Origin of the sequence: Sphingopyxis sp. 22461 (genome assembly GCF_052044915.1) — a bacterium.
Taxonomy (GTDB): Bacteria; Pseudomonadota; Alphaproteobacteria; order Sphingomonadales; family Sphingomonadaceae; genus Sphingopyxis.
Window position 1 is genome coordinate 166,365 of record NZ_JBQENY010000005.1, and the last position, 24,415, is coordinate 190,779.

At 64.8% G+C, this 24,415-nt stretch carries 22 protein-coding genes and 1 other RNA gene; 11 read left to right on the plus strand and 12 right to left on the minus strand.

The genetic code is table 11. The features are described 5' to 3' along the window. Positions 1-119: 119 nt before the first annotated feature. The 4 genes from rpoD to ACTJI5_RS10295 form a co-directional block, all read right to left on the minus strand. On the minus strand, positions 120-2,144 hold the full coding sequence (gene rpoD / locus ACTJI5_RS10280) for an RNA polymerase sigma factor RpoD (protein ID WP_058537231.1): 2,025 nt from the start codon (positions 2,142-2,144) through the stop codon (positions 120-122). Positions 2,145-2,173: 29 nt separating this feature from the next. Next, the gene (gene dnaG, locus ACTJI5_RS10285) at positions 2,174-4,063 is read right to left on the minus strand and encodes a DNA primase (protein ID WP_440860225.1); all 1,890 of its coding nucleotides are present in this window, start codon (positions 4,061-4,063) and stop codon (positions 2,174-2,176) included. Further along, positions 4,064-4,450, minus strand: a complete 387-nt coding sequence (locus tag ACTJI5_RS10290; RefSeq protein WP_440860226.1) for an endonuclease domain-containing protein — start codon at positions 4,448-4,450, stop codon at positions 4,064-4,066. It abuts the gene before it with no gap. A 104-nt stretch (positions 4,451-4,554) separates the two neighbouring features. Then, positions 4,555-5,007, minus strand: coding sequence for a GatB/YqeY domain-containing protein (locus tag ACTJI5_RS10295; protein WP_037516313.1), 453 nt, complete (start codon positions 5,005-5,007; stop codon positions 4,555-4,557). A gap of 131 nt (positions 5,008-5,138) precedes the next feature. On the opposite strand from ACTJI5_RS10295, the gene carA reads away from it, so the two are divergent. The 5 genes from carA (at position 5,139) to ACTJI5_RS10320 (ending at position 11,297) form a co-directional block, all read left to right on the plus strand. Next, positions 5,139-6,311, plus strand: coding sequence for a glutamine-hydrolyzing carbamoyl-phosphate synthase small subunit (carA, locus tag ACTJI5_RS10300; RefSeq protein WP_440860227.1), 1,173 nt, complete (start codon positions 5,139-5,141; stop codon positions 6,309-6,311). Then, positions 6,308-6,772, plus strand: coding sequence for a hypothetical protein (locus tag ACTJI5_RS10305; protein ID WP_440860228.1), 465 nt, complete (start codon positions 6,308-6,310; stop codon positions 6,770-6,772). The genes carA and ACTJI5_RS10305 overlap by 4 nt, the downstream gene beginning before the upstream one ends. Then, entirely contained in the window at positions 6,756-10,076 is a 3,321-nt protein-coding gene (carB, locus tag ACTJI5_RS10310; protein WP_440860229.1) for a carbamoyl-phosphate synthase large subunit, read from the plus strand. Before ACTJI5_RS10305 ends, carB begins: the two co-directional genes overlap by 17 nt. Positions 10,077-10,171: 95 nt before the next feature. Next, entirely contained in the window at positions 10,172-10,648 is a 477-nt protein-coding gene (gene greA / locus ACTJI5_RS10315) for a transcription elongation factor GreA (protein WP_310255326.1), read from the plus strand. A gap of 13 nt (positions 10,649-10,661) precedes the next feature. Continuing rightward, a complete protein-coding gene (locus ACTJI5_RS10320) occupies positions 10,662-11,297 on the plus strand; it encodes a rhomboid family intramembrane serine protease (protein ID WP_058537224.1) in 636 nt (211 codons plus the stop codon). 99 nt (positions 11,298-11,396) lie between these two features. On the opposite strand, the gene ACTJI5_RS10325 is transcribed toward ACTJI5_RS10320, so the two are convergent. The 4 genes from ACTJI5_RS10325 to ACTJI5_RS10340 all read right to left on the minus strand — a co-directional run bounded on the left by ACTJI5_RS10325 (position 11,397) and on the right by ACTJI5_RS10340 (position 14,194). After that, positions 11,397-11,945, minus strand: a complete 549-nt coding sequence (locus tag ACTJI5_RS10325; RefSeq protein WP_440860230.1) for an NUDIX hydrolase — start codon at positions 11,943-11,945, stop codon at positions 11,397-11,399. Between the two features lie 112 nt (positions 11,946-12,057). After that, a complete protein-coding gene (locus tag ACTJI5_RS10330; protein WP_440860231.1) occupies positions 12,058-12,744 on the minus strand; it encodes a TPM domain-containing protein in 687 nt (228 codons plus the stop codon). Between the two features lie 12 nt (positions 12,745-12,756). Further along, on the minus strand, positions 12,757-13,590 hold the full coding sequence (locus tag ACTJI5_RS10335) for a TPM domain-containing protein (protein WP_440860329.1): 834 nt from the start codon (positions 13,588-13,590) through the stop codon (positions 12,757-12,759). A 7-nt stretch (positions 13,591-13,597) separates the two neighbouring features. After that, a complete protein-coding gene (locus ACTJI5_RS10340; protein WP_058537221.1) occupies positions 13,598-14,194 on the minus strand; it encodes a LemA family protein in 597 nt (198 codons plus the stop codon). 142 nt (positions 14,195-14,336) lie between these two features. On the opposite strand from ACTJI5_RS10340, the gene mscL reads away from it, so the two are divergent. Next, positions 14,337-14,759 (plus strand): large conductance mechanosensitive channel protein MscL, encoded by a 423-nt coding sequence (gene mscL, locus ACTJI5_RS10345; protein ID WP_310255329.1) that lies wholly within the window; start codon positions 14,337-14,339, stop codon positions 14,757-14,759. A gap of 25 nt (positions 14,760-14,784) precedes the next feature. Beyond that, positions 14,785-15,141, plus strand: a transfer-messenger RNA (tmRNA) gene (gene ssrA, locus ACTJI5_RS10350). Between the two features lie 52 nt (positions 15,142-15,193). Here the strand turns inward: ssrA and ACTJI5_RS10355 are convergent. Beyond that, positions 15,194-15,604, minus strand: coding sequence for a MerR family transcriptional regulator (locus tag ACTJI5_RS10355; RefSeq protein ID WP_056369136.1), 411 nt, complete (start codon positions 15,602-15,604; stop codon positions 15,194-15,196). Positions 15,605-15,672: 68 nt separating this feature from the next. On the opposite strand from ACTJI5_RS10355, the gene ACTJI5_RS10360 reads away from it, so the two are divergent. Beyond that, positions 15,673-16,296 (plus strand): cation transporter, encoded by a 624-nt coding sequence (locus ACTJI5_RS10360; protein WP_440860232.1) that lies wholly within the window; start codon positions 15,673-15,675, stop codon positions 16,294-16,296. Between the two features lie 6 nt (positions 16,297-16,302). On the opposite strand, the gene rhaT is transcribed toward ACTJI5_RS10360, so the two are convergent. The 3 genes from rhaT to ACTJI5_RS10375 are packed head-to-tail and all read right to left on the minus strand — an operon-like array spanning position 16,303 to position 19,944. Next, positions 16,303-17,364: an L-rhamnose/proton symporter RhaT gene (rhaT, locus tag ACTJI5_RS10365; protein WP_440860233.1), complete on the minus strand. Its 1,062-nt coding sequence runs from the start codon at positions 17,362-17,364 to the stop codon at positions 16,303-16,305. 22 nt (positions 17,365-17,386) lie between these two features. Continuing rightward, a complete protein-coding gene (gene lldD / locus ACTJI5_RS10370) occupies positions 17,387-18,529 on the minus strand; it encodes an FMN-dependent L-lactate dehydrogenase LldD (RefSeq protein WP_440860234.1) in 1,143 nt (380 codons plus the stop codon). Beyond that, positions 18,526-19,944 (minus strand): FGGY-family carbohydrate kinase, encoded by a 1,419-nt coding sequence (locus ACTJI5_RS10375; protein WP_440860235.1) that lies wholly within the window; start codon positions 19,942-19,944, stop codon positions 18,526-18,528. The genes lldD and ACTJI5_RS10375 overlap by 4 nt, the downstream gene beginning before the upstream one ends. Positions 19,945-20,059: 115 nt before the next feature. Between ACTJI5_RS10375 and ACTJI5_RS10380 the strand changes: the two genes are divergently transcribed. From ACTJI5_RS10380 to ACTJI5_RS10390, 3 genes are read left to right on the plus strand one after another with little or no spacing between them, the layout of a single operon-like run. Then, a complete protein-coding gene (locus tag ACTJI5_RS10380; RefSeq protein WP_440860236.1) occupies positions 20,060-22,174 on the plus strand; it encodes a bifunctional rhamnulose-1-phosphate aldolase/short-chain dehydrogenase in 2,115 nt (704 codons plus the stop codon). Between the two features lie 15 nt (positions 22,175-22,189). Next, positions 22,190-23,485, plus strand: a complete 1,296-nt coding sequence (gene rhaI / locus ACTJI5_RS10385) for an L-rhamnose catabolism isomerase (RefSeq protein WP_440860237.1) — start codon at positions 22,190-22,192, stop codon at positions 23,483-23,485. Between the two features lie 60 nt (positions 23,486-23,545). Then, on the plus strand, positions 23,546-24,331 hold the full coding sequence (locus ACTJI5_RS10390; protein WP_058537213.1) for a DeoR/GlpR family DNA-binding transcription regulator: 786 nt from the start codon (positions 23,546-23,548) through the stop codon (positions 24,329-24,331). Positions 24,332-24,415 lie beyond the last annotated feature (84 nt).

Below are 24,415 nucleotides of genomic sequence, written 5' to 3' on the forward strand. Positions count from 1 at the left end.
CCCGGATCAAGTCCGGGATGACGAAGGAGGTGAAGCAGCGACGGCTTCCAATCTCGCAAAGGCATGGAAAAGGGGCGGCCCGTTACCGGACCGCCCCTCAAATTTCGCCGTCTTCGGCCTTACTGGTCGAGGAAGCTGCGCATCTTGCGGCTGCGCGACGGGTGCTTCAGCTTGCGGAGCGCCTTCGCCTCGATCTGGCGGATGCGTTCGCGCGTCACGCTGAACTGCTGGCCGACTTCCTCCAGCGTGTGATCGGTGTTCATCCCGATGCCGAAGCGCATGCGAAGCACGCGCTCCTCACGCGGCGTAAGCGACGCCAGAACTCGCGTGACCGTTTCCTTGAGGTTCGACTGCACCGCGGCGTCGACGGGGATGACCGCATTTTTGTCCTCGATGAAATCGCCGAGGTGGCTGTCTTCCTCGTCGCCGATCGGCGTTTCGAGGCTGATCGGCTCCTTGGCGATCTTCATCACCTTGCGGACCTTTTCGAGCGGCATCGACAGACGCTCGGCCATTTCCTCCGGGGTCGGCTCGCGGCCGCTCTCATGGAGGAACTGGCGGCTGCACCGGACCAGCTTGTTGATCGTCTCGATCATATGGACCGGGATGCGGATCGTGCGCGCCTGATCGGCGATCGAGCGGGTGATCGCCTGACGAATCCACCAGGTCGCATAGGTCGAGAATTTGTAGCCGCGGCGATACTCGAACTTATCGACCGCCTTCATCAGGCCGATATTGCCTTCCTGGATCAGGTCGAGGAACTGCAGGCCGCGGTTCGTGTACTTCTTGGCGATCGAAATCACGAGGCGCAAATTCGCCTCGACCATTTCCTTCTTGGCGATGCGCGCTTCGCGCTCGCCCTTCTGGACCATGTTCACGACGCGGCGGAATTCGGTCAGGCTCATGCCCGCGGCTTGCGCGATTTCCGAAATCTCGATGCGAATGCGGTCGACCGCGCCGGCTTCATTCTCGGCGAAGGCGGCCCATTTCTTGTCGAGCCCGCTGACGCTCTCGATCCAGTTTTCTTCGAGCTCGCGCCCGACATAATTGTCGAGGAACGACTTGCGCGGCACCTTGTGGCGCTCGGCGAGGCGCAGCATCTGGCCGCCGAGTGCGGTCAGACGGCGGTTATAGCTGTAGAGCTGGTCGACGAGATATTCGATCTTGGTGCCGTGGAACTGCACGCTCTCGACCTGCGCGGTGAGTTCCTCGCGCAGCTTGTGGTACTTCTTTTCCGACGCCGCGGGGAATTCCTCGCCGCCCGAGAGCGCTTCGAGGCGCGCTTCCTGCAGCTTCGAGAAGGCCTTGAAGCTCTTGGTGATGTTCGCGAACTTTTCGAGCGCGTCGGGCTTCAGCAGCTCTTCCATCGCCGCGAGGCTGAGGGTGTTGTCTTCCTCATCCTCTTCGAAGCTTTCGCGCTTGCCCGATGAGCCTTCGCCATCCTCGTCGTCGCCGTCGGCCGCGGGTTCTTCCTCGACCTCGTCCTCGTCCTTGAACGAAACGCCGGCGGTCTTCTCACTGATTTCGCCGTTGTCGTCGGCGCCTTCTTCCTCAAGATTCTCGGGCGCCGGGTCCTTCGACAGCATCGCTTCGAGGTCGACGATCTCGCGCAGCTGCATGTCGCCATTGTTCAGCGCGGTCGACCAGTCGATGATCGCGTTGAAGGTCAGCGGGCTTTCGCAAAGCCCGAGGATCATCGTGTCGCGGCCGGCCTCGATGCGCTTCGCGATCGCGATTTCGCCTTCGCGGCTGAGCAATTCGACCGCGCCCATTTCGCGCAGGTACATGCGAACGGGATCGTCGGTGCGATCGACCGTTTCCTTCTTCTTTTCGATCGCGGGGTTCGAAACCGAACCGGTGCCGGCGCTGACGTCGACTTCGTCGTCGGGCTCCTGGTCGGCCTCTTCCTGCACATCCTCGTCGCTTTCGACGATGTTGATGCCCATGTCGGAGATCGCCGACATGATATCCTCGATCTGCTCGGACGACATCTCGTCCTGCGGCAGCGCCGCATTCAGCTCGTCATAGGTCAGGTAACCGCGCTTCTTGCCGCGCGCGATCAGCTTTTTGACGTCGGCCTCGTTGAGGTCGATCAGCGGGCTGTCGGTGTCGGTATCGGTGTCGGCGGTGCTTTTGGTGGCCATTCGTGGTTCCTGCCTAAGGGCGTAATCGTTCAGCTCTGGTTGCTGTCTTCGGACAGCGCAGCCAGGCGGCGGGTCAATTCTTTATCCATGGCGGACAGCTTCTGCTGCCGCGCGAATCCTTCGTCGTCCATCGTGCGCTGGAAATCCGCGGTGGCTTCGGCAAGCCGCTCCCGGATTTCGGGCTGGGTCACCAGCACGCCGATATATTCGTCAAGGTCGCGAAGCGCCGTTTCCCGCGCCGCTGCGGCCTCTTCCTTGCTTTCCAGCCTGCGATTGAACGAGAAGTGCATTCCGTCGGCTCTGAGCAATGTCATCGCCCTATTATACACTTTCATTGGCTCCAATATGGCAAGCAACCCCTCGCAATCAAGCCCTTCCTGACGCATTGCGCTGTCAAGCATTACGCCGAGCAGTTCGGCGTCGCCTGAATCGCTCACCGGCAGCCGCGTCAGCGCCTCCTCGTTGCGCCGAAGCGCTTCGGGGTAACGCAGCAATCCGCCGATCAACGCCGCGACATAAGGCGCCGAAATCCCGGCCTGCCCGATGGAACGCGTCTCGTCGGCCGGAGGTTGCAATCGCGGGTCGGGACCAAAGCGGCGATTGCCGCCCCCGCGCGGCGGATTCGGCGTCCATGGCTGGCGCTGCGCGCGCTCGGGCTGTTTGCGCGCGAACAGCATATCGAGCCGCTCGCGGAACGCCTCGCGATAATGGTGGCGGACGTCGGCGTCCTCGATTGCATCGGCATGCGCGAGGAGGCGCGTCTTGAGCGCGGCGCGTTCCTCGGGGGTCGCGAGCGGCCCCGCCGCGACCTCATGCGCCCAGAGGCGCTCGACGAGCGGCTGCGTTTCGCTCAGGATCGCGTTGAACCCCTCCGCACCGCGCGCACGCACGATATCGTCGGGATCCTGCCCCGCCGGCAGCGTTGCGAAGGCAAGGCTGAAGCCCGGGCGGAGCAGGGGCAGCGCGCGCATCGCGGCGCGCATCGCCGCCTTCTGCCCCGCGGCATCGCCGTCGAAACACAGCACCGGCACCGGCACCATCCGCCAGATCAGCCCAAGCTGCGCCTCGGTCAGCGCGGTGCCGAGCGGTGCGACGGCGTCGGCGATCCCCGCCTCGGCGAGTGCGATCACGTCCATATAGCCTTCGACGACTATGATCCGGTTCGTCTGCCGTGACGCCGGGCTCGCTTTGTCGAGATTATAGAGGACGCGGCCCTTGTCGAAGAGCGGCGTGTCGGGCGAGTTCAGATATTTGGGCTCGCCGTCGCCCAATATGCGCCCGCCGAACGCGATCACGCGCCCGCGCGCATCGCGGATCGGGATCATCAGGCGGCCACGGAAACGGTCGTAGGGTTCCTTGTCGTCGACCGCGATCAGCATCCCCGATTCGACGAGCATCGCGGTCGGAAATTTCTTGAGCGCCTCTTTCAGCGCGCTGCGGCTCTCGGGCGCGAGGCCGAAACCGAAGGCTTTGCGCGTCGTCTCCGAAATCCCGCGCTTGGCCAGATATTCGCGCGCGGGGGCGCCGTTGCTGCTGCCGAGCTGCTGCGTGAACCAGTCGGCGGCGCCCTGCACGACATCGCGCAGGCTGGCAGCCTCCTCGGCCTTTTTCGCGGCGCGCGGGTCGGCGGCGGGGACCTCCATCCCGGCCTCGGCGGCAAGCTCCTTCACCGCGTCCATGAAGCTGAGGCCGCGCTGGTCGGTCATCCAGCGGATCGCATCGCCATGCGCCGAGCAGCCGAAGCAGTGATAGAAGCCCTTTTCGTCGTTGATCGTGAAGCTGGGGGTCTTCTCGTTATGGAAGGGGCAGCAGGCTTTGTATTCGCGGCCCGCACGCGTGACCTTCACCGTCCGCCCGATGAGGGTCGACAGCGTGATCCGCGATCGCAATTCGTCCAGCCATTGCGGGGTGAGGGTCACTTAAACTCCCCTCCCATTTATGGGAGGGGTCGGGGGAGGGCATGTTTCCAGATCAGCCTCGATCTCGCTCACGACGCCCTCGATCCGGTCCAGCACATCATTGTTCCAGAACCGGATCACTCGATATCCCTGTGCTTCCAAATAGGCCGTGCGGGCTTGGTCTTTTTCTACATCAACCGCGTGTTGCCCGCCATCGACTTCGATGACGAGTTTGACCGACCGCGAGACGAAATCGCAAATGAACGGGCCGATCGGAAATTGGCGATTGAAGCGGACACCGGCTATCTTGCGAGCGCTGAGCTGGGCCCAAAGCTTCCGTTCCGCGTCAGTGGCGTTCAGCCTCAGCTCGCGGGAGCGCATCGTCGGTCGTTTGTAGCCCTTGTCCAAACAGACCCTCCCCCGACCCCTCCCGCAAGCGGGAGGGGAAAATATACGCTCGCGGCCGACCAGTCCCCCTCCCGCTTGCGGGAGGGGTTAGGGGAGGGCATGTCTCAGGAGAGCGCCGCCTTAACCCACCCGCTCGCCTTGCTCATATCGAGCTGGCTCCCAAGCCGGTCCTTCACCGCCGCCATTACCTTGCCCATATCCTTCAGGCTCTCGGCGCCAAGCTCCACCACGATCGCCTTGATCGCCGCCGTCGCCTCATCGTCGCTAAGCTGCGCGGGCAGGAAATCCTCGATCACGACGACTTCGGCCGCCTCGATGTCGGCGAGTTCCTGGCGGCCGCCCTGTTCGTACATGGTGATCGATTCGCGGCGCTGCTTGACCATTTTCTGGAGCACGTCGGTGACGAGCACATCGTCGTCGGCCGGCGCGGTGCCGGTGCGGAGCTCGATGTCCTTGTCCTTGATCTTGGCCAGCATCAGCCGGATGGTGCCGAGCCGCGCCTTGTCGCCGGCTTTCATCGCGGCGACCTGCGCAGCCTTGATGTCGTCACGAATCATGCGTGTCCCCATGCGCTGCAAATTTCGGAAAGGCCCTCTCTAGCGAGAAGTTTCCTAATCCGATAGCTTGTGAATCACTTTTTTGCCTCCTACTTGGTCGGCCGTTTAGCCCCCCGTCCGGAGCATGTTGAATGGCACCTGCCAACCCCTCTGCCGCGCCCAAAAGCCAGCCATCTGGCGCGACTGGCGTCCTCGTCCTTGCCGATGGCACGATCCTGTGGGGCGTCGGCTATGGCGCTGCGGGCGCCGCGGTGGGCGAGATTTGTTTCAACACGTCGATGACGGGCTATCAGGAAATCCTGACCGACCCCTCCTACGCGGGGCAGATCGTCACCTTCACCTTCCCGCACATCGGCAATGTCGGCGCGAACCCCGAGGATATGGAGCGCGGCGTGCATGGCGCGCTTGGCGCCATCACGCGCGAGCTGCCGACGCAACCCAGCAACTTCCGCAGTGTGCAGACCTTGCCCGAGTGGATGATCGAACAGGGAGTCATCGGGCTTGCGGGCATCGACACGCGCGCGCTGACGCGCCGCATCCGCGATGCGGGTGCGCCGAACGGCGTGATCGCGCATAGCCCCGACGGCAAGTTCGACGTGGACGAGCTGCTCGCCAAGGCGCGCGGGTGGGCGGGGCTTGAGGGCATGGACCTTGCGAAGGCGGTCAGCCGCACCGACACCGGCGACTGGACCGGCGGCGCGTGGACGCTGGGCCATGGCTATGCGACCGAAGAAGGCGGCGAGCGGCCGCATGTCGTCGCGATCGACTATGGCGCGAAGGACAATATCTTCCGCAACCTCGTGAAAGCCGGCGCGCGCGTCACCGTGGTGCCCGCGACCGCGAGCCTCGACGAGGTGCTGGGGCACAAACCCGCGGGCGTGTTCCTCTCGAACGGTCCCGGCGACCCCGCGGCGACGGGCGACTATGCGGTGCCGGTGATCCGGGGGCTGCTCGAGCGCGACGTGCCGATCTTCGGCATCTGCCTCGGTCACCAGATGCTGGGCATCGCGGCGGGCGCGAAGACGGTGAAGATGCATCAGGGCCATCGCGGCGCGAACCATCCGGTGCAGCGTGCGGAAGATGGCGTCGTCGAGATCACCAGCATGAACCACGGCTTCGCGGTCGACGCCGCGACGCTGCCCGCCGGCGTGGTCGAGACGCACAAGAGCCTGTTCGACGGATCGAACTGCGGCATCGCGATCACGGGCAAGAACGCATTCAGTGTGCAATATCACCCCGAGGCGAGCCCGGGGCCGCAGGACAGCTTCTATCTGTTCGAGAAGTTTGTTGGTGGGCTGAAGTGAGGCTTGCTGCGCCTCTTCAGCTTGCTGTTTTTCCAGTCGTCTTGGCTGGCTGCGCGCCGGCTGCGGAAAAGGCGACGAGGGACGACAACATCGCAAAATACGACAAGGCGTTTGATAGCGGGAATGACCTTCTTACCTTTTGGATCGAGGATTTGTCTGGCGGACCAATAAAGGGAGCCGTGGCGACCGACGATGCTTTGCTAAAAGTCGGATCTGCTGATCTGCTGCTTCAGGCTTTGTCGAGATGCGGCGAGGCAAGATTCTTAGTCGATCACGGTTGGACTCATCACGAATATGTTTCCGTTCCCGTAAAAACGAATAACCCAATTCGAAAGCTCAACGATTTCGAACTTGTTGATTGCGTTCGGAAAACTGTTTCATTTTCATTTGGTGCCGGAATTGGTCGGGTTGCCGATGTAGATTCCTCATCTTTTAAGAGTTTGTATGCCCAAAAGAACTGACATCCAATCCATCCTCGTCATCGGCGCCGGCCCGATCGTTATCGGTCAGGCGTGCGAGTTCGACTATTCGGGGACGCAGGCGATCAAGGCGCTGAAGGAGGAGGGCTATCGCATCGTCCTCGTCAACTCCAACCCGGCGACGATCATGACCGATCCCGACCTCGCCGACGCGACGTACGTGGAGCCGATCACGCCCGAGATCGTCGCGAAGATCATCGCGAAGGAACGCCCCGACGCGGTGCTGCCGACGATGGGCGGACAGACCGCGCTCAACACCGCGCTGGCGTTGTTCAACGACGGGACGCTGGAGAAATATGGCGTCGAGATGATCGGCGCCGATGCCGAGGCGATCGACAAGGCCGAGGACCGGATCAAGTTCCGCGACGCGATGGACAAGATCGGGCTGGAAAGTGCGCGCTCGGGCATTGCGCACACGCTCGACGAGGCGTTCGCGGTGCTCGAACGCACCGGCCTGCCGTCGATCATCCGCCCCAGCTTTACCATGGGCGGCACCGGCGGCGGCATCGCGTATAACCGCGAGGAATTCGAACATATCGTCCGCGGCGGCCTGATCGCCTCGCCGACCACCGAAGTCCTGATCGAGGAATCGCTCCTCGGCTGGAAAGAATATGAGATGGAGGTGGTGCGCGACCGCAAGGACAATTGCATCATCATCTGCTCGATCGAAAATGTCGATCCCATGGGCGTCCACACGGGCGATTCGATCACCGTCGCGCCGGCGCTGACGCTGACCGACAAGGAATATCAGATCATGCGCAACGCGAGCATCGCGGTGCTGCGCGAGATCGGGGTCGAAACGGGCGGGTCGAACGTCCAGTTCGCGGTCAATCCCAAGGACGGCCGCCTGATCGTGATCGAGATGAACCCGCGCGTGTCGCGTTCGTCAGCGCTCGCGTCGAAGGCGACGGGCTTCCCGATCGCCAAGGTCGCTGCGAAGCTCGCGGTCGGCTACACGCTCGACGAGATCATGAACGACATCACCGGGGTCACCCCCGCGTCGTTCGAGCCGACGATCGACTATGTCGTCACCAAGATCCCGCGCTTCGCCTTTGAAAAGTTCAAGGGCGCCGAGGCGACGCTGTCGACCGCGATGAAGTCGGTCGGCGAGGTCATGGCGATCGGCCGCACGATCCATGAGTCTTTGCAAAAGGCGCTGCGCGGGCTGGAGACGGGTCTTAGCGGCTTCAACTTCGTCGACCGCCTCAAGGGTGCGACGCACGACCAGCTCCGCAGCGAACTCGCGAAGCGCACCCCCGACCGGCTGCTCAACGCCGCGCAGGCGATCCGCGAGGGGCTTCCGCTCACCGAGATCAACCGCGTCGCGGGTTACGACATGTGGTTCCTCGAACGCATCGCCGAGATCGTGGCTGCCGAACAGGATGTGTGCGAAAACGGCCTGCCGCGCGACGCCGAAGGGCTCCGCAAACTCAAAGCCATGGGCTTCTCCGACAAGCGCCTCGCCTATCTCGCGCTCCAGTCGGCGAACCTGCGCCCCGGCTCGAAGCGCGCGACTGCGCGCGGTTCGGGCCTGATCCACGAAGCGGTGAAGGCGATGACCGGCGGCGTCACCGAGGCCGAAGTGCGCGCGCTGCGCCACAAGCTCGGCGTGCGTCCGGTGTTCAAGACGATCGACACCTGCGCCGCCGAATTCGCTGCAAAGACGCCGTATCTTTATTCGACCTACGAAGCCCCGACCTTCGGCGAGCCCGAGTGCGAGGCGAACCCGAGCGACCGCAAAAAGGTCGTCATTCTCGGCGGTGGTCCGAACCGGATCGGGCAGGGGATCGAGTTCGACTATTGCTGCTGCCACGCCTGCTTCGCGCTCGAAGAGGCGGGCTATGAAACGATCATGATCAACTGCAACCCGGAGACGGTTTCGACCGATTATGACACGTCGGACCGCCTCTATTTCGAGCCGCTGACCGCCGAGGACGTCCTCGAAATCCTCCACGTCGAAATGTCGAAGGGCGAACTCGTCGGGGTGATCGTCCAGTTCGGCGGGCAGACGCCGCTGAAGCTCGCGCAGGCGCTTTCGGACGCAGGTATCCCGATCCTCGGCACCTCGCCCGACGCGATCGACCTCGCCGAAGACCGCGAGCGGTTCGCGGCGCTGGTTAACAAGCTCGGCCTGAAACAGCCCGAAAACGGCATCGCGCGCAGCCGCGAGGAAGCCGTGGCGGTCGCGGCGCGCATCGGTTATCCGGTGCTGACGCGCCCGAGCTATGTGCTTGGCGGCCGCGCGATGGAGATCGTCGACGATCAGGCGCAGCTCGAAAATTATATCGAGACCGCGGTGCAGGTGTCGGGCGACAGCCCCGTTCTGATCGACCGCTATCTGCGCGACGCGATCGAGGTCGACGTCGATGCTTTGTGCGACGGCACTGACGTCGTCGTCGCGGGCGTGCTCCAGCATATCGAGGAAGCCGGGGTTCATTCGGGCGACAGCGCCTGCTCGATCCCGCCGTACAGCCTGTCGGCCGACATCGTCGCCGAAATCGAGCGCCAGACCGAAGCGCTGGCGCGCGCGCTCGAAGTCCGCGGGCTGATGAACATCCAGTTCGCGGTCAAGGGCGACGAGGTTTATCTGATCGAGGTCAACCCGCGCGCCAGCCGCACGGTGCCCTTCGTTGCCAAGGCCGTCGGTTCGCCGATCGCCAAGATCGCGGCGCGCGTGATGGCGGGCGAAAAACTCGCCGACCTGCCGAAGATCAACCGCGACATCGCGCATGTCGCGGTGAAGGAAGCGGTCTTCCCCTTCGCGCGCTTCCCCGGCACCGATCCCGTGCTGAGTCCTGAGATGAAGTCCACCGGCGAAGTCATGGGAATCGACAGCAATTTCAACCTTGCCTTTGCCAAGGCGCAGCTCGGCGCGGGCGACCGCCTGCCGACCGAGGGCCGCGTCTTCGTGTCGGTCAAGGACAGCGACAAGCCGCGCATCATCGGCGCGGTGAAGCAGCTGACCGACTGGGGCTGGAAGGTGATCGCGACCGGCGGCACCGCCGACTATCTGATCGAGCAGGGCATCGAGGTCGAGCGCGTCAACAAGGTTGCCGAAGGCCGCCCGCATATCGTCGACCGGATCAAGGATGGCGACGTCCAGCTGATCTTCAACACGACCGAAGGCTGGCAGAGCCTGCAGGACTCGCAATCGATCCGCGCGTCGGCGTTGGCGGCCGATATCGCCTACTACACGACGGCTGCTGCGAGTGATGCATCGACGCAGGCGATCGGGGCGCTCCGCTCGCACTCTCTTGAAGTGAAGCCGCTTCAGGACTATTATTGAACCACCGCTCCACCCCCCGACATTGACGGATCAGCGGCGCAGCCGCCCGGCGAAACTTCGCTGGCGCTGGATTATTGACGAAGGACAACAGGATAATGGCAAGCGTTGAAAAGGTGCCGATGCTGGCAGAAGGCTATGAGAAGCTGAGCACGCAGCTCACCGCGCTCAAAGCCGAGCGACCGCTGATCGTCGATGCGATCGAGGAAGCGCGCGCGCATGGCGACCTTTCGGAAAATGCCGAATATCACGCCGCGAAGGAGCGTCAGGGCCAGGTCGAAGCGACGATCGGCGACCTCGAAGACAAATTGTCGCGCGCGCAGGTGATCGACCCGACGATGCTGTCGGGCGACCGCATCGTGTTCGGCGCGACCGTCACGCTCGCCGACGAGGACGACAAGCCGGTGAAGTATCAGATCGTCGGTCAGGCCGAGGCGGACGCCAAGGATGGCAAGATCAGCTATAATTCGCCGCTCGGCCGTGCGCTGATCGGCCGCCGCGTCGACGACGAGATCGAAGTCACCGTGCCCGCGGGCGATAAATATTATCTGGTGAAGAAAATCGAATTCATCTGATGGGTTTTTGACGATGAAGCCGCACGAAGCGCCGCTGGTCACGGGCTATGCGCTCGTCTGCGTCATCGTCTTTGTCCTGCTGTCGATCACGGGATTTCAGGTCGACGCGATCGTGCGCGCGGGGTTTATCCCTGCGCGTTTCGGTAACGAGCTGATCCTTCCGCCGGGGACGATGGTGCCCTTCATCCTGACCCCGCTGACGTCGGCCCTGCTGCACGGCGGGGTGCTGCACATCGTCTTCAACGTCATCGTGCTGCTGTTCATCGGGCGCCAGCTCGAAGCGCCGCTCGGGGCGAAGGCGATGGCGGTGGTGCTGCTCGCCGGCGCCTATGGCGGCGCGCTCGCGCAATTTCTTTCCGACCCGCAGTCGGCGGTGCCGATGATCGGCGCCAGCGGCGCGATCTCGGCGCTGATCGCGGTGTACGCGCTGATCTTCAGCCGCTCGCAGGCGCCCGCGATCGGACCGATCCCGGGGCATTGGGTGCGCGCTTTATGGCTCGCTGCGGCGTGGATCGGGCTTCAGCTGCTGCTTGGTTTCGCCGGCGGCGGCGGTTTTGGCGCGGTCGCGATCTGGGCGCATGTCGGCGGGTTCCTTGCCGGATTGCTGCTTGCGCGCCCGTTGCTGCGCTGGCGTTTCGGGGCGCGCTAGCTTTCTCCAAAAGATCCCGTTCGCATCGAGCGAAGTCGAGATGCCCCTCGGGGTAGCGCAAGGCTGAGGGGTGTCTCGACTTCGCTCGACACGAACGGGTTAGAGGTTCCCCAGCAATCCGCCCGCCAGCAGCATCGCGACGCGTACATCGATCCCGCAGCCTTCGGCGCGCTTTGCCGCGACGAAATCGGCGACGCTGTTCAGCGGGACACGGTGGACGATGATATCCTCCCCATCGACCCCGCCGCCTTCGCTTATCTTCGTCAATCCGGTCGCGATCAGCAAGGTGAAGCTTTCGCTGACCATGCCTGGCGAGCTGTAGAATTCGCCGACGACACGCCAATGGTCGGCGCGATAGCCGGTCTCTTCTTCGAGTTCGCGCTGCGCCGCGATCTCCGATGCCTCGCCGGCGGTGTCGTCGCCGACCAGCCCTGCGGGCAGCTCAAGGCAATTCACCTTTAGCGGCACGCGATATTGTTCGACGAGGATGACGTGGCGGCCGTCGGCGCCCTCGTCGATCGCGAGGATCACCGCGGCGTGGATGCCGCGGGCGCGCGAGACATATTCCCACGTCCCCTGCTGCTTGACGGAGATGAAGCGGCCTTCCCATCGCGTCTCGATGGGGGCGTCGGGGGAGGGGCGGGTCATATCTGTCCTTATCGTCATTGTGACCCCGGCGAAGGCCGGGGGAAGCAATCCAGAGCGGCCTTGCACCGCTCTGGATTGCCACGCGCCTTCGGCCCTCGCAATGACGATGGGATTAAATCTCGATCAGGCGGTCGGGAAGTTCGTTGGGATTTTCATCGCCCTTGGGGAAATGTTCGGCGAGCACGATGCCCATCTGGCGCACCGCCTCGGCCATGCCTTCGCCGGGCTTGCCGACGCGCACGCGCTCGATCAGCGCGGCCATCGCATTGCCCCAGATTTCGGGGGTGACTTTCGCGGCGATCGCTTCGTCGGCGACGATGTCGGCGCGATGCTCTTTCAGGCTGAGGTAGAGGAGGACGCCGGTGCGGCCGAGCGTCTTGGCCTCGGTGCCGACCTTGAACAGGTCGATCGCGCGCGCGCGGACGCGCTGCGCCTTGATCGCGCGGGGGGTCAGCGCCATCCGCAAGGGGCGCCACAGCAATATCAGCCACATGCCGATCCATTTGAGCACGCCGACGGCAATCACCGTTCCAAGCCACTGATTGGCGGTGAGATCGTGCCCCCAGCCGCCGGTCAGGCGGTCGTACACGCCGCGGTAGAATTCGGGGAACAGCGCGATCACCGACATCGCGATGAACGCGATGACGCTCGCCCAGACGAGCGCGACATCGTCATAATCGTTCGACTTCGCCGCGACGACGGTGACGATCTCACCGCTGGTGTGCGCCTCGGCCGCGGCGACCGCCGCGGTCACGATGTCGTGATCGGCCTCGCTCACATGGCTGACTTTATGTGGCATATCTTGCGTCCCCTACCAGCCGCCCGAGGCGCCGCCGCCCCCGAAGGAGCCGCCGCCGCCCGAGAAGCCGCCAAAGCCGCCGCCCCCGCCGCCCCATGACGAACCGCCGCCACCGCCCCAGCCACCGCCGCCCCAATGGTCGTCGTCGCCGCCGCCCCAGATGATGATCGGCGCATCCCATGGCCGGCCCTTGCCCCGCTTCTTGCCCCGCCGCCCGAGGCGCGAGAGCATCGGCAGGACGAAGAAGATCAGGATGATGAAGCCGACGAAGAAAAGCCCGCCGAAATTGCCGTCGTTGGCGCGGTCGCGTTCGGCGGAATCCGCCGCGGCCGCCCGCGCCGCGGCCTCTTCGGGCGGCAGCTGGATCTGCTGCGCGATCGCATTGACGCCATCCTGGATGCCGCCGGGCATGTCGCCCGCCTTGAATTTTGGCGTCACGACGTCACGGATGATCCGCCCCGACAGCGCGTCGGTCAGCACCGGTTCGAGCCCGAGGCCGACCGCGATATTCATCCGCCGCTCGTTCGGCGCGATCAGGAAAACGACGCCGTCGTCCTTCGCTTCGTCGCCGATCCCCCAGGCGCGGCCCAGCTTGTAGCCATATTCCGAAACATCATTGCCTTCGAGGTCGCTGACCGTCGCGACGACAAGCTGGTGCCCCGTCGTCTTCTCGAGTTCGAGGAGTTGCGTGTTGAGCGCCGCTTCCTCGGCCGCCGGGATGATGTCAGCCTGATCGACGACCGGATTGCCCGCGAGCTTGGGAAAGGTCTGCGCGGCGGCGGGTCCCGCCAGTACCAGCAGCCCGGTCAGGGCCGCTGTTACCAGTGGACGCAAAAGGGCGGTCAGGGCCACCTTATTTGCCGAAATCGACCTTCGGCGCCTGGTTGGCGTTCGGCGTGATCGCCTTGTAGGGGGTCATCGGCTGCGCGCCATGGACGATCTTGGCGCCGATGATGTCGGGGAAGGTGCGGATCGTCGTGTTATAATCCTGCACCGCGCCATTATAATCCTGAACCGAGACGTTGATCCGGTTTTCGGTGCCCTCAAGCTGGGTCATCAGGTCGGCGAAGCGCGCCTGGCTCTTGAGGTCGGGGTAGGCTTCGACCGTGGCAAGAAGGCGGCCGAGCGCGCCGGACACATTGCCCTGCGCTTGCTGGAACGCCTGCACCTTCGCGGGATCTTCGAGGTCGTCGGTGCTGAGCTTGACCTGCGTCGCCGAGGCGCGCGCCTGGATCACGCCTTCGAGCGTCGACTGCTCGATCTGCGAGGCACCCTTGGCGGTTTCGACGAGATTGGGGATCAGGTCGGCGCGGCGCTGATACGCGGCTTCGACATTCGCCCACTTGGCTTTGGCGGCTTCTTCCTTGGTGGGAACGCTGTTGATGCCGCAAGCGGACAGCGACATCGCGGCAACGGGCACAATCAACCAACGGGCGGAACGCAAAGTCATGGTCGGACACTCCCTCCGCGCGGCAGGGCGCCGCGCCAACTGGTTTAATATAGTAAGACGCTTCGCACCCCGCAATCATTGACGCGGATAATCGTGTCATGCAGTCTGGAATGACAGGCGCAGCGACCAAAGGGGTTGGTACATGATCAAGGATTTCAAGGCATTCCTGAACCAGGGCAATGTGATGGGGCTGGCCGTCGGTGTGATCATCGGTGCGGCGTTCGGGACGATCGTCAAGTCGCTGACCGACGATGTGCTGATGCCCTTCATCGGCTTCGTCACCGGCGGCGGGGTCGATTTCACCAATCAATATCTGGTGCTGTCGGGCGGCGACAAGGTGGCTGCGGGCATGACGTTGGCCGCGGCGAAGGCGACGGGCGCGAATGTGATGGCGCTCGGCAGCTTCGTCACCGCGGTGATCAATTTCATCCTGCTCGCCTTCGTGGTGTTCCTGCTGGTGCGGCAAGCGGCCAAATTCATCAAGCCGGCCGAGGAGGCGCCTGCCGGCCCGACCGAGATTGATATCCTTACCGAAATCCGCGACGAGCTGAGAAAGAAGGCGTGACCTATCCACGATGAATTGCACGCGCGCCCTTTCCATCGGCGCGCGGGCACCCTATATCACTCGTGCCGGTTTCGGCCGGCTATGGTGATAAATGGTGTCGTGGAATAGACACAGCGGACCCGGGGGCAGTACCCGGCGGCTCCACCACAAACCCGCGTTTCTTTGATGGGCGCGCGGGTTTCTGACGGGGCCGAACCAGGATCGACGTGTGTTCAAAGACGATATTTTTGCCCGGGCTGAGTAACCCGTTCAAGGCTCAAAACCAATAGGTGCTAACGATAACGAAGCACTCGCTCTGGCTGCCTAACCGATAAGCCTCACGGCCTAAGGTTAGACAAATAGAACGCGGTTCGGACCGAACCGGGCAACAGAATCGGATACCAGCGGCTGGGGACGAGCCGGGCAACAGAATCGTCCCACCTTATTTTCCCAAATCAGTGTGCGCTTTCGCAGTGGCTATGGTCGCCGAGCGCCTCGATCACGCGGCAATCGGCGGCAACACCCCCGCGGCAGCGCCCGACGATGCGCGTGAGCTCATCGCGAAGCAGCGTAAGCTGCGCGATCTTTTCCTCCACCTGTTCCAGATGCCGCGTAGCGATCCGGTCGGCCTCGCTGCAGTCGCGCGCCGGATCGTCCGACAGGTCGAGCAGTGAGCGGATTTCCTCAATCGTAAACCCCAGATCGCGCGAATGGCGCACGAAGCTGAGCCGCGACCGGTGCGCATCGCCATAGCTGCGATAATTCGCAGCGGTGCGATCGGGCGCGGGAAGCAGCCCGATGCGCTCGTAATAGCGGATGGTTTCGATATTGGTCCCGGTCGCCCGCGACAGTTCGCCGATTTTCATCGCTTGACCCTGTAGTTGCTACGGGGTGCATATAGGGTGCCGACTCGAAGATAACAGGAGCTTTCGACGTGGCCGATCAATGCTGTGCCGGCAAAAGCGGCAAGACCGCACTCAATGACCCCACATGGCGGCGTATCCTTTGGATCGCGCTCATCATCAACGCCGCGATGTTCGGCGTCGAAATCGTCGCGGGCGTCGCGGCGGATTCGCGCGCGCTGCAGGCCGACGCGCTCGATTTCCTCGGCGACAGCGCCAATTATGCGATCAGCCTCGGCGTCGCTGGCATGGCGCTCGCCTGGCGCGCGCGCGCCGCGTTGCTGAAGGCGGGGACGATGCTGGTCTTCGGGCTATGGGTGTTCGGATCGGCGGTCTGGGGTTTCGTCAGCGGCTCGGCGCCGCACGCCGAAACCATGGGGCTGATCGGCGCGCTCGCGCTCGCCGCCAATGTCGTGGTGGCGCTGATGCTCTATCGCTACCGCACCGGCGACGCGAACATGCGCTCGGTGTGGATATGCTCGCGCAACGACGCAATCGGCAATATCGCGGTGATGGGCGCGGCGCTCGGCGTTTTCGGCACCGGGAAAAGCTGGCCCGATCTCGCGGTCGCGGCGATCATGGCCGCGCTCGCGATCTGGGGCAGCGTCGAGGTGTTCCGGCAGGCGCGCGGCGAACTCGCCGCCATGCCTGCCTAGGAGGGGTCAGGCGAGGCTGTTGCCGAGCCCGATCACGACGGTCGAGGCCATCAGCACCGCGATCCCCAGCCACACCAGCGCGCGCGTGCGCTGGCCCGCGGGCGCCCATTCCTTGAGCGCAAAGCCCCAGAGCGTCGAGAAAAGGATGATGCTCGCCATGTGGAGCGTCCAGCTCGAAAAGCCGAAGCGCCCCATCTGGCTTTCGCCCATCGTGTAGAAAAAGAACTGGAAATACCAGAGCGTGCCGCCGAGCGCGGCGAGGCCATAGTTGAGCGCCAGCGGCGGCTTTTCGGTCGCGCCGGGCGCGGCCTCGCCGGCGAACTGGCGCACGCTGCGGTTGCGCGCGATCAATATGCCGCACCAGATCAGGTTGGTCGTCAGCCCGCCGAGCAGCACGACGCAGAGCACGGGCAGTCCCTGCCATAGCGGATCGGTCCCGGCCTTGAGCGTCAGCTCGCGGATCGGCGCGCCGGCGTCGAGGCCCCAGGCGAAACAGCCCGACATGATGCCCGAGAAGACCGCGATCGCGAGGCCTTTGCGCAGGTTGAACTCGGACTTGTCGGCCTCGGCGATCGTCGCGCCCATCTCGCGTTCCTTGCGCCGCCCCGCCTGCGCGACAATGACAATCCCTACAAGCGTGATCGCGATGCCAAGGAACACCGTCTGCCCGCTGCTCGTCGCGAACAGCTCGCCCAAGGTGCCGCGAAAGATCGGCGGTCCCATCGTGCCGATCACCGTCGTCAGTCCGAGCGCCACAGCCATGCCGAGCGAGAGGCCGAGGTAGCGCATCGTGAGCCCGAAGGTCAGCCCGCCAAGCCCCCACATCGCGCCCCAGAACCAGCACCAGAACCAGATATCGCCGGGCGTGCGGCTGAGCACGCCGATCAGGTCATGCGTCTGGATCGACGCGAACAGCCAGGGCGCGATGAGCCACGAAAAGATGCCGCCGGTGATCCAGAAAATCTCCCACGACCAGGCACGGATGCGCTTGTACGGCACATAGAAGCTCGCCGACGACAGCCCGCCCAGCCAGTGAAAAAACACGCCAAGCAGCGGGTTCGCATCCATCCTTCTTCTCCCCTCATAACCGTCAGGCGGCTAATGTCTCCGGCCCGATCCTGTCCACCCCGGTCACCCCGGTAAGCGCCATCGCGACGCGCATTTCGGCCTCGATCAGGTCGAGCACATGACGGACGCCGCGTTCGCCGTCCGCGGCCAGCGCAAACGCCCATGCGCGGCCGAGCAGCACGCCTCGCGCTCCGAGCGCGAGCATGCGCACGACGTCGAGCCCCGATCGTACCCCGCCGTCGGCCAGCACCGTCAGCCGGTCGCCGACCGCATCGGCGATCGCGGGCAGCGCACGCGCGACCGACGGCACCCCGTCGAGTTGGCGCCCGCCATGGTTCGACACGATGATCCCGTCGACCCCGGCCTCCGCAGCGCGGCGTGCGTCGTCGGCGTCGAGAATGCCCTTGACGACGATCGGCCCTTTCCAGTGCGAGCGCACGAAATCGAGGTCGGCCCACGTCACGCGCGGATCGAAATTATCCTTCATCCAGCCGAGGAAATCCTCGAGCCCCGATTTGGGACCGAGCAAAGGCGCGACATTGCCAAGCTGGTGCGGGCGGCCGTTGAGCCCCACGTCCCATGCCCAGCCGGGGCGGGCCATGGCCTGACCCACACGCCGCGCCTGTCCGCGCCAGTTCGCGGCGCCCGAAAGCCCCGAACGGACATCGCGATAACGCGCGCCGGGCAGCGGCATGTCGACGGTGAACGCCAGCACCGGGCAGTGCGCGGCGCTCGCCTCGTCAAGCAGCGACCGCATGAAGCCGCGGTCGCGCACCATATAGAGCTGGAACCAGAAGGGCGCCGACGAGCCCCGCGCGACCTCGGCGAGCGAGCAGGCCGAAACGGTCGACAGCGTAAACGGCACGCCCTTCGCTGCCGCCGCGCGCGCCGCCTGCACCTCGCCGCGCCGCGCCGCCATGCCGACGAGGCCGATCGGGCCGAGCGCAACCGGCATCGCGAGTTGCTGGCCGAACAGGCTGGTCGACAGGTCGATCGCCGAGACGTCGTTCAGCACCCGCTGGCGGAGCGAAATATCCTGCAGATCCTCGATATTCGCGCGCAATGTGCGCTCGGCATAGGAGCCGCCGTCAAAATATTCGAACAGGAAATGCGGCAGGCGCCGCCGCGCGGCTTCGCGATAATCGCCGATCGATGCAGGTCTCACGCGGCTTCTTCCACCCGTTCGGCTTCGCGTCGCCAACGGTCGCGATAGGGCGCAAGATCGACGTCGAGCGGCGCCACCAGTTCGAGCGGTTCGGCCGGCGGCAGCGCGGCATCGATCAGGCGGAGCGCACCATAGGACACATCGTTGTGCGCCTTGCCGATATAGATGCGCAGGTCAGGCCGCAGCGCCGCGAGCGCGCGCACGAAAACCTGACCCTCGGCAAAGCGCCCTTCGATCAGCAGCCGTTCGCGGGTGCCGATCAGGCCCAGCGACGCGTCGGTGACCAGCGCGGCATAAAGCGACACCGCGGCGCGGCGTGCGGCGTGATCGTCGGGCCTCGCGATCCATCGCCCGCGTCCGTGCGGAAAGGGGCCGAAGCCCGGCGCGAAGGTCGGCAACACCATCGCGCCGCTTGCCAGCACATCGGGAAGCGCCGCGAGCAGCGCGGGCTGGTCGGGCGCGATATCGATCTGCCGCGTGTCGAGCCCGATCAGCGTCTCGATCTCGCGCCCGCCCATGAAGCGCGCCGACGGGATCGGTTTGCCGAACGCATCGACATTGATCAGGCAGTCGCGCGCCTCGTCGAGGCCGCTTGTATCGATCGACGCCGCGTCCTTGGGCGATCGCATCGCAACGAACCAGGTGCCCGTCGATAGCACCGTCGATTCCCTGTCGGCAATCTCGGCAAAGCCGCGCGCCGCGAGCAGCGCGGCGTTCGAATCGTGCAGCCCGCAATGGACTTCGGTGTCGGCGGGAAGGCCGGTGCGCCGGACCCATGCGGGTGTTAGCGTGCCGAGCACCTCGCCCGCTCCGCGCAGTGGCGCGAGCCGCGCGGCCCAGCCGCGCCGTTCGGCTAGCGCCGAAGCCGTGCCGGTCAGCGGGTTCCAGAGGTCGGTGTGACAGCCGAGGCTGGTCACCTCCGACGCCGCGACGCCGCAGAGCAGCCAGCTCCAATATTGCGCCCAAGGCAGGATCTGCGTGCCGTGCGCAAGATCGGGGTCGAGCGCCTCGAGCCGGAAGATTTGCGCGCCGAGGTTCAGGCCGTCAGGCAGGCAAGGCGAGCCGCTGTCCGAAAACGTACCGCGCTCGGCTTCATACTGTACCCGCAGGTCCGCGGGCATTGCATCTTCATAATCGACCGGCGGGCAGGCGAGGCGGTCGCCGCGGATGATCGCCGCCGCGGCGCCATGCCCGACGGGGATGACCGCGCCGACATCGGCCAGCCTGGCAAAGTCGCGCAGCACCTCGGCGACCCAGGCTTCGATCCCCGCGGCGTCGAGCGCGAGATAGGCGCTCGTTTCGATGCTCGCATTGGCGCGGACGCGGCGTTCGATCATCACGCCATCGGCGGACCAAAGGCTCAGCTTTGCCAAGGTTTTCCCGCTATCGAGGACTATGGTTGCGCGACCCTTCATCCCTCTCCCTTTGCTTCGTTGCGACCGAATTTGATCGAACTTTATCGAAACTGATTGCAGAGCGCCAGCGATTTCGATACACATCCTCGCATAGTCGAAACAACGAGTTTCCTTCATGCCCGATCTTATGGACGTCACGCCCCGATCCAACGCCGCCGCGCTGCTGTTCGCCATTCCGGCGAATCGCTGGTCGGACGAAGAGGCGCGGGGGAAGGCGCCCGAAGATCTGCTCCTCTATCGCTCGAACCGCCTTGGTTCGGACCTCACCGTCACCAATTTCGGCGGCGGCAACACCTCGGCCAAGCTCGAAGCGCGCGATCCGCTGACCGGCGAAACCGTCCCCGTCCTGTGGGTCAAGGGTTCGGGCGGCGATATCGGTTCGATGAAGCTCGACGGGTTTTCGACGCTCTATCAGGACAGGCTGCTCGGCCTCGAAAAACTTTATCGCGGGCTCGACCATGAGGACGAAATGGTCGGCTATCTGCCGCATTGCACCTTCGCGCTCAATCCGCGCGCGGCGTCGATCGATACGCCGCTCCACTCTTATCTGCCCTTCGCGCATGTCGATCATGTCCATCCCGACGCGATCATCGCGCTCGCCGCATCGAGCGAAGGCGAGGCTGCGACCAAGGCGATCTGGGGCGGCGCGGTCGGCTGGCTGCCCTGGCAGCGCCCGGGCTTCGATCTCGGGCTGAAACTGCGCGATTATGTCGCCGCGCATCCGGGCCTCCGCGGCGTGATGCTCGCCGGGCATGGCATCATCTGCTGGGGCGACAGCGCCAAGGCCTGCTATGACAACACCATCGCGCTGATCACCGACGCGGCGAATTATCTGAACGCAAAACTGGCCGGGGGGCCAGCGTTTGGCGGCGAGGTCGCACCGCCGCGCTCCGCCGCCGACCGCGCATCCGCCGCGGCGAAGTTGATGCCGTTGCTCCGCGGGCTGATGGGTGGCCGCCGCGTCGGGCATTTTGCCGACGATGCCGAAACGCTCGAATTCACCTGCAGCCGCGACTTTGCGAAGCTCGCCGCGATCGGCACCTCGTGCCCCGACCATTTCCTGCGCACCAAGATCGCGCCGCTCGTGCTCGACCCGGCGCGGATCGAAGACAGCGCCTATCTCGCCGAACGGATCGAGGCATATCGCGCCGACTATGCCGCCTATTACCAGCGCTGCGCGCGTCCCAATTCGCCCGCGATGCGCGATCCCAATCCCGTGGTCGTGCTCGTCCCCGGCATCGGCCGCATGACCTTTGCCGGCGACAAGACGACCGCGCGGCTCGCGGGCGAATTCTACGCGAACGCGATCAACGTGATGCGCGGCGCCGAGGCGATCGGCGCCTATGTCGGGCTCGACGAACAGGAAGCGTTCGACATCGAATATTGGCTGCTCGAGGAAGCGAAGCTCCAGCGCATGCCCAAGCCGAAGCCGCTCGCGGGGCGCATCGCGCTCGTCACCGGCGGCGCGGGCGGCATCGGCGCAGCGACCGCCGAGCGGCTTGCCGCCGACGATGCGTGCGTGCTGCTCGTCGACCGCGACGCCGATGCGCTGGCGAAGGCGGCGCACGAACTCGAAGGCCGCTTTGGCCGCGACCGCATCCGCTCGGCGGTGTGCGACGTGACCGATGAGGCGCAGGTGGCGGCGGCGTTCGCGGCGTGCGCGCGCGAATTTGGCGGGCTCGATATTCTCGTCGCCAATGCCGGGATCGCCTCGTCGGCGCCGATCGAGGACACGACGCTCGAGCTGTGGCAGCGCAATTACGACGTGCTCGCGCAGGGCTATTTCCTCACCGCGCGCGCGGCCTTCCCGCTGATGAAGGCGCAAGGCAGCGGTTCGATCGTCTTCATCGGGTCGAAGAACGGCATTGCCGCGGCGACCAATGCGTCGGCCTATGCTTCGGCGAAGGCGGCGGCGCTGCACCTCGCGCGCTGCCTTGCGCTCGAAGGCGCGCCGTTCGGGATCCGCGTCAACACGGTCAATCCCGACGCGGTGATCAAGGGATCGCGCATCTGGGACGGCGACTGGCGCCGCGAGCGCGCGGGCGCGCACGGGATTGATTCGGGCAGCGAGCTTGAGGAACATTATCGCAACCGCTCGATGCTCAAGCGCGACGTGCTGCCCGAGGATGTCGCCGAAGCCGTCTATTTCCTCAGCAGCGATATGTCGGCAAAGTCGACCGGCAACATGATCAACGTCGACGCGGGCAACGCGCAAGCATTCACACGCTAAGGTACGGAGAGTTTTATGGCTGGCGACCTGCCGCTCGCACAGGATGACATCGAGCGGCTGAACGCCGGTCTGACCGACGCGCTCGACGATGATTATGGCAGCCTGGGCCGCCAGCTTGGCCGCCGCGGGATCGACATCGATGGTGTGAAGGCGAAGGTCGCGGGCTTCTCGGTCGCGGTGCCGAGCTGGGGCGCGGGTCGCGGCGGCACGCGTTTCGCCAAATTCCCGATTCCGGGCGAGCCGACGAACATCCACGAGAAGCTTGAGGATTGCGCGGTGATCCAGCAGCTCGGCCGCGCCACGCCGCGCGTCAGCCCGCATTTCCCGTGGGACAAGGTCAGCGACTATCGCGGTTTGCGCGAAGAAGCCGCGGCGCTTGGCCTCGGTTTCGACGCGGTGAACAGCAATACATTCCAGGACCAGCCGGGACAGGCGGAGAGCTATGCCACGGGCTCGCTCTCCTCGACCCGCGCCGAGGTGCGCGATCAGGCGGTCGCGCATAACATCGAATGTATCGAGATCGGCAAGCAGCTCGGCGTCACCGACCTGACGGTGTGGGTCGGCGACGGCACCAATTTCCCGGGGCAACAGGATCTCGGCCGGAGCCTCGATCGCTATCTCGATGCGGCGGCGGAAGTCTATGCCGCGCTGCCCGCCGACTGGCGGATGCTGATCGAGCACAAGATGTTCGAACCCGCCTTCTATTCGACCGTGATTTCGGACTGGGGCAGCTCGATCCTCGTCGCGCAGGAGCTTGGCGACAAGGCGAAGTGCCTCGTCGATCTTGGCCATCATGCGCCGAACGTGAACATCGAGCAGATCGTCGCGCGGCTACATCGCTTCGGCAAGCTTGGCGGATTCCACTTCAACGACAGCAAGTACGGCGACGACGATCTCGACAGCGGATCGATCAACCCGCACCAGCTGTTCCTCGTCTTCAACGAGCTGATCGAGGCCGAGATGAACCCGCGCGGCGATTTTTGCCCCGCGTACATGATCGACCAGTCGCACAATGTCACCGACCCGATCGAGTCCATGCTTTCGTCGGCCGAAGCGATCGTCGCGGCCTATGCCAAGGCGCTGCTCGTCGACCGCGAGGCTTTGCTCGCCGCGCAGGAAGCGAATGACACGATGATGGCGTTTCAGGCGCTGCGTGCCGCGTACCGCACCGACGTCACCCCGATCCTCGCGGCGGCGCGCGCCGAAGCGGGCGGGGCGATCGACACGATCGCGGCTTATCGTGCGAGCGGCTGGCGGGATCGCAAGGCGCAGGAACGGCGGGCAGCGGGGACCACGGCGGGGATTGTCTAATCATTCGATTGCAACTCGGCGCAGCTCCCGTCAAATAGAGGCATAGAGACAGGGGCCCAAATGCACGCAGCCGAACGCGAAAAAATGATCCTCGACAGCCTGGGCGAGAGCGGTTTCGTCTCGTTCCGCGATCTCGAAAGCCGCGTTGCCGCGTCACCCGCGACCATTCGCCGCGATCTCGACCGGCTCGAAGAAGCGGGTGTGATCACGCGCGTGCGCGGCGGGGCGAAGCGCATCGGAGGAGGGAGCGCTTCGCCGACTGGGTCCGAAGACGGCCTGTCGGGCATTCCCTTTCACGAAAATATCGGCCGCAATCGCGCCGCGAAGGAAGCGATCGGACGCGCGGCAGCGGGGCTCTGCATCCCCGGCGAGGGCGTGATGATCGACGGCGGCTCGACGACGCTCCAGATGTGCCCGCATCTCGACGGCCTCGCGCTGCAGGTGCTGACCAACTCGCTCCATATCGTCAGCGCGCTGCTGCCGCAGCCGACAACGCGCATCCTCGTTCCCTCGGGGCAGGTGTTTCGCGAACAGAATATCGTCCTGTCGGCGGCCGGCGACGACGGCATGCCGCGCTTTCACGCGCCCAAGCTGTTCATGGGCGCGGCGTCGATGGGCCCCGCCGGGCTGATGCAGGCCGATGTCATTCTCGTCGCCGCCGAGCGCCGCCTGATCGAGCGCGCCGACGAGATCATCGTGCTGGTCGACAGTTCCAAATTTTCGGGCCCCTCGGGCAATGTCGTTTGCTCGCTCGACGAGATCGACGTCGTCGTCACCGACTCCGGAATCGAACCGCACCATGTCGCGATGATGGAAGCCGCCGGTATCCGCGTCATCATCGCCTGAAATTCCCAAAGCCTCCGAACCAAAACCGCGGCCCCGCCGTGGCGTTCGGGTTCGAATGATTGAATTTGATCGTTGACGTGATTG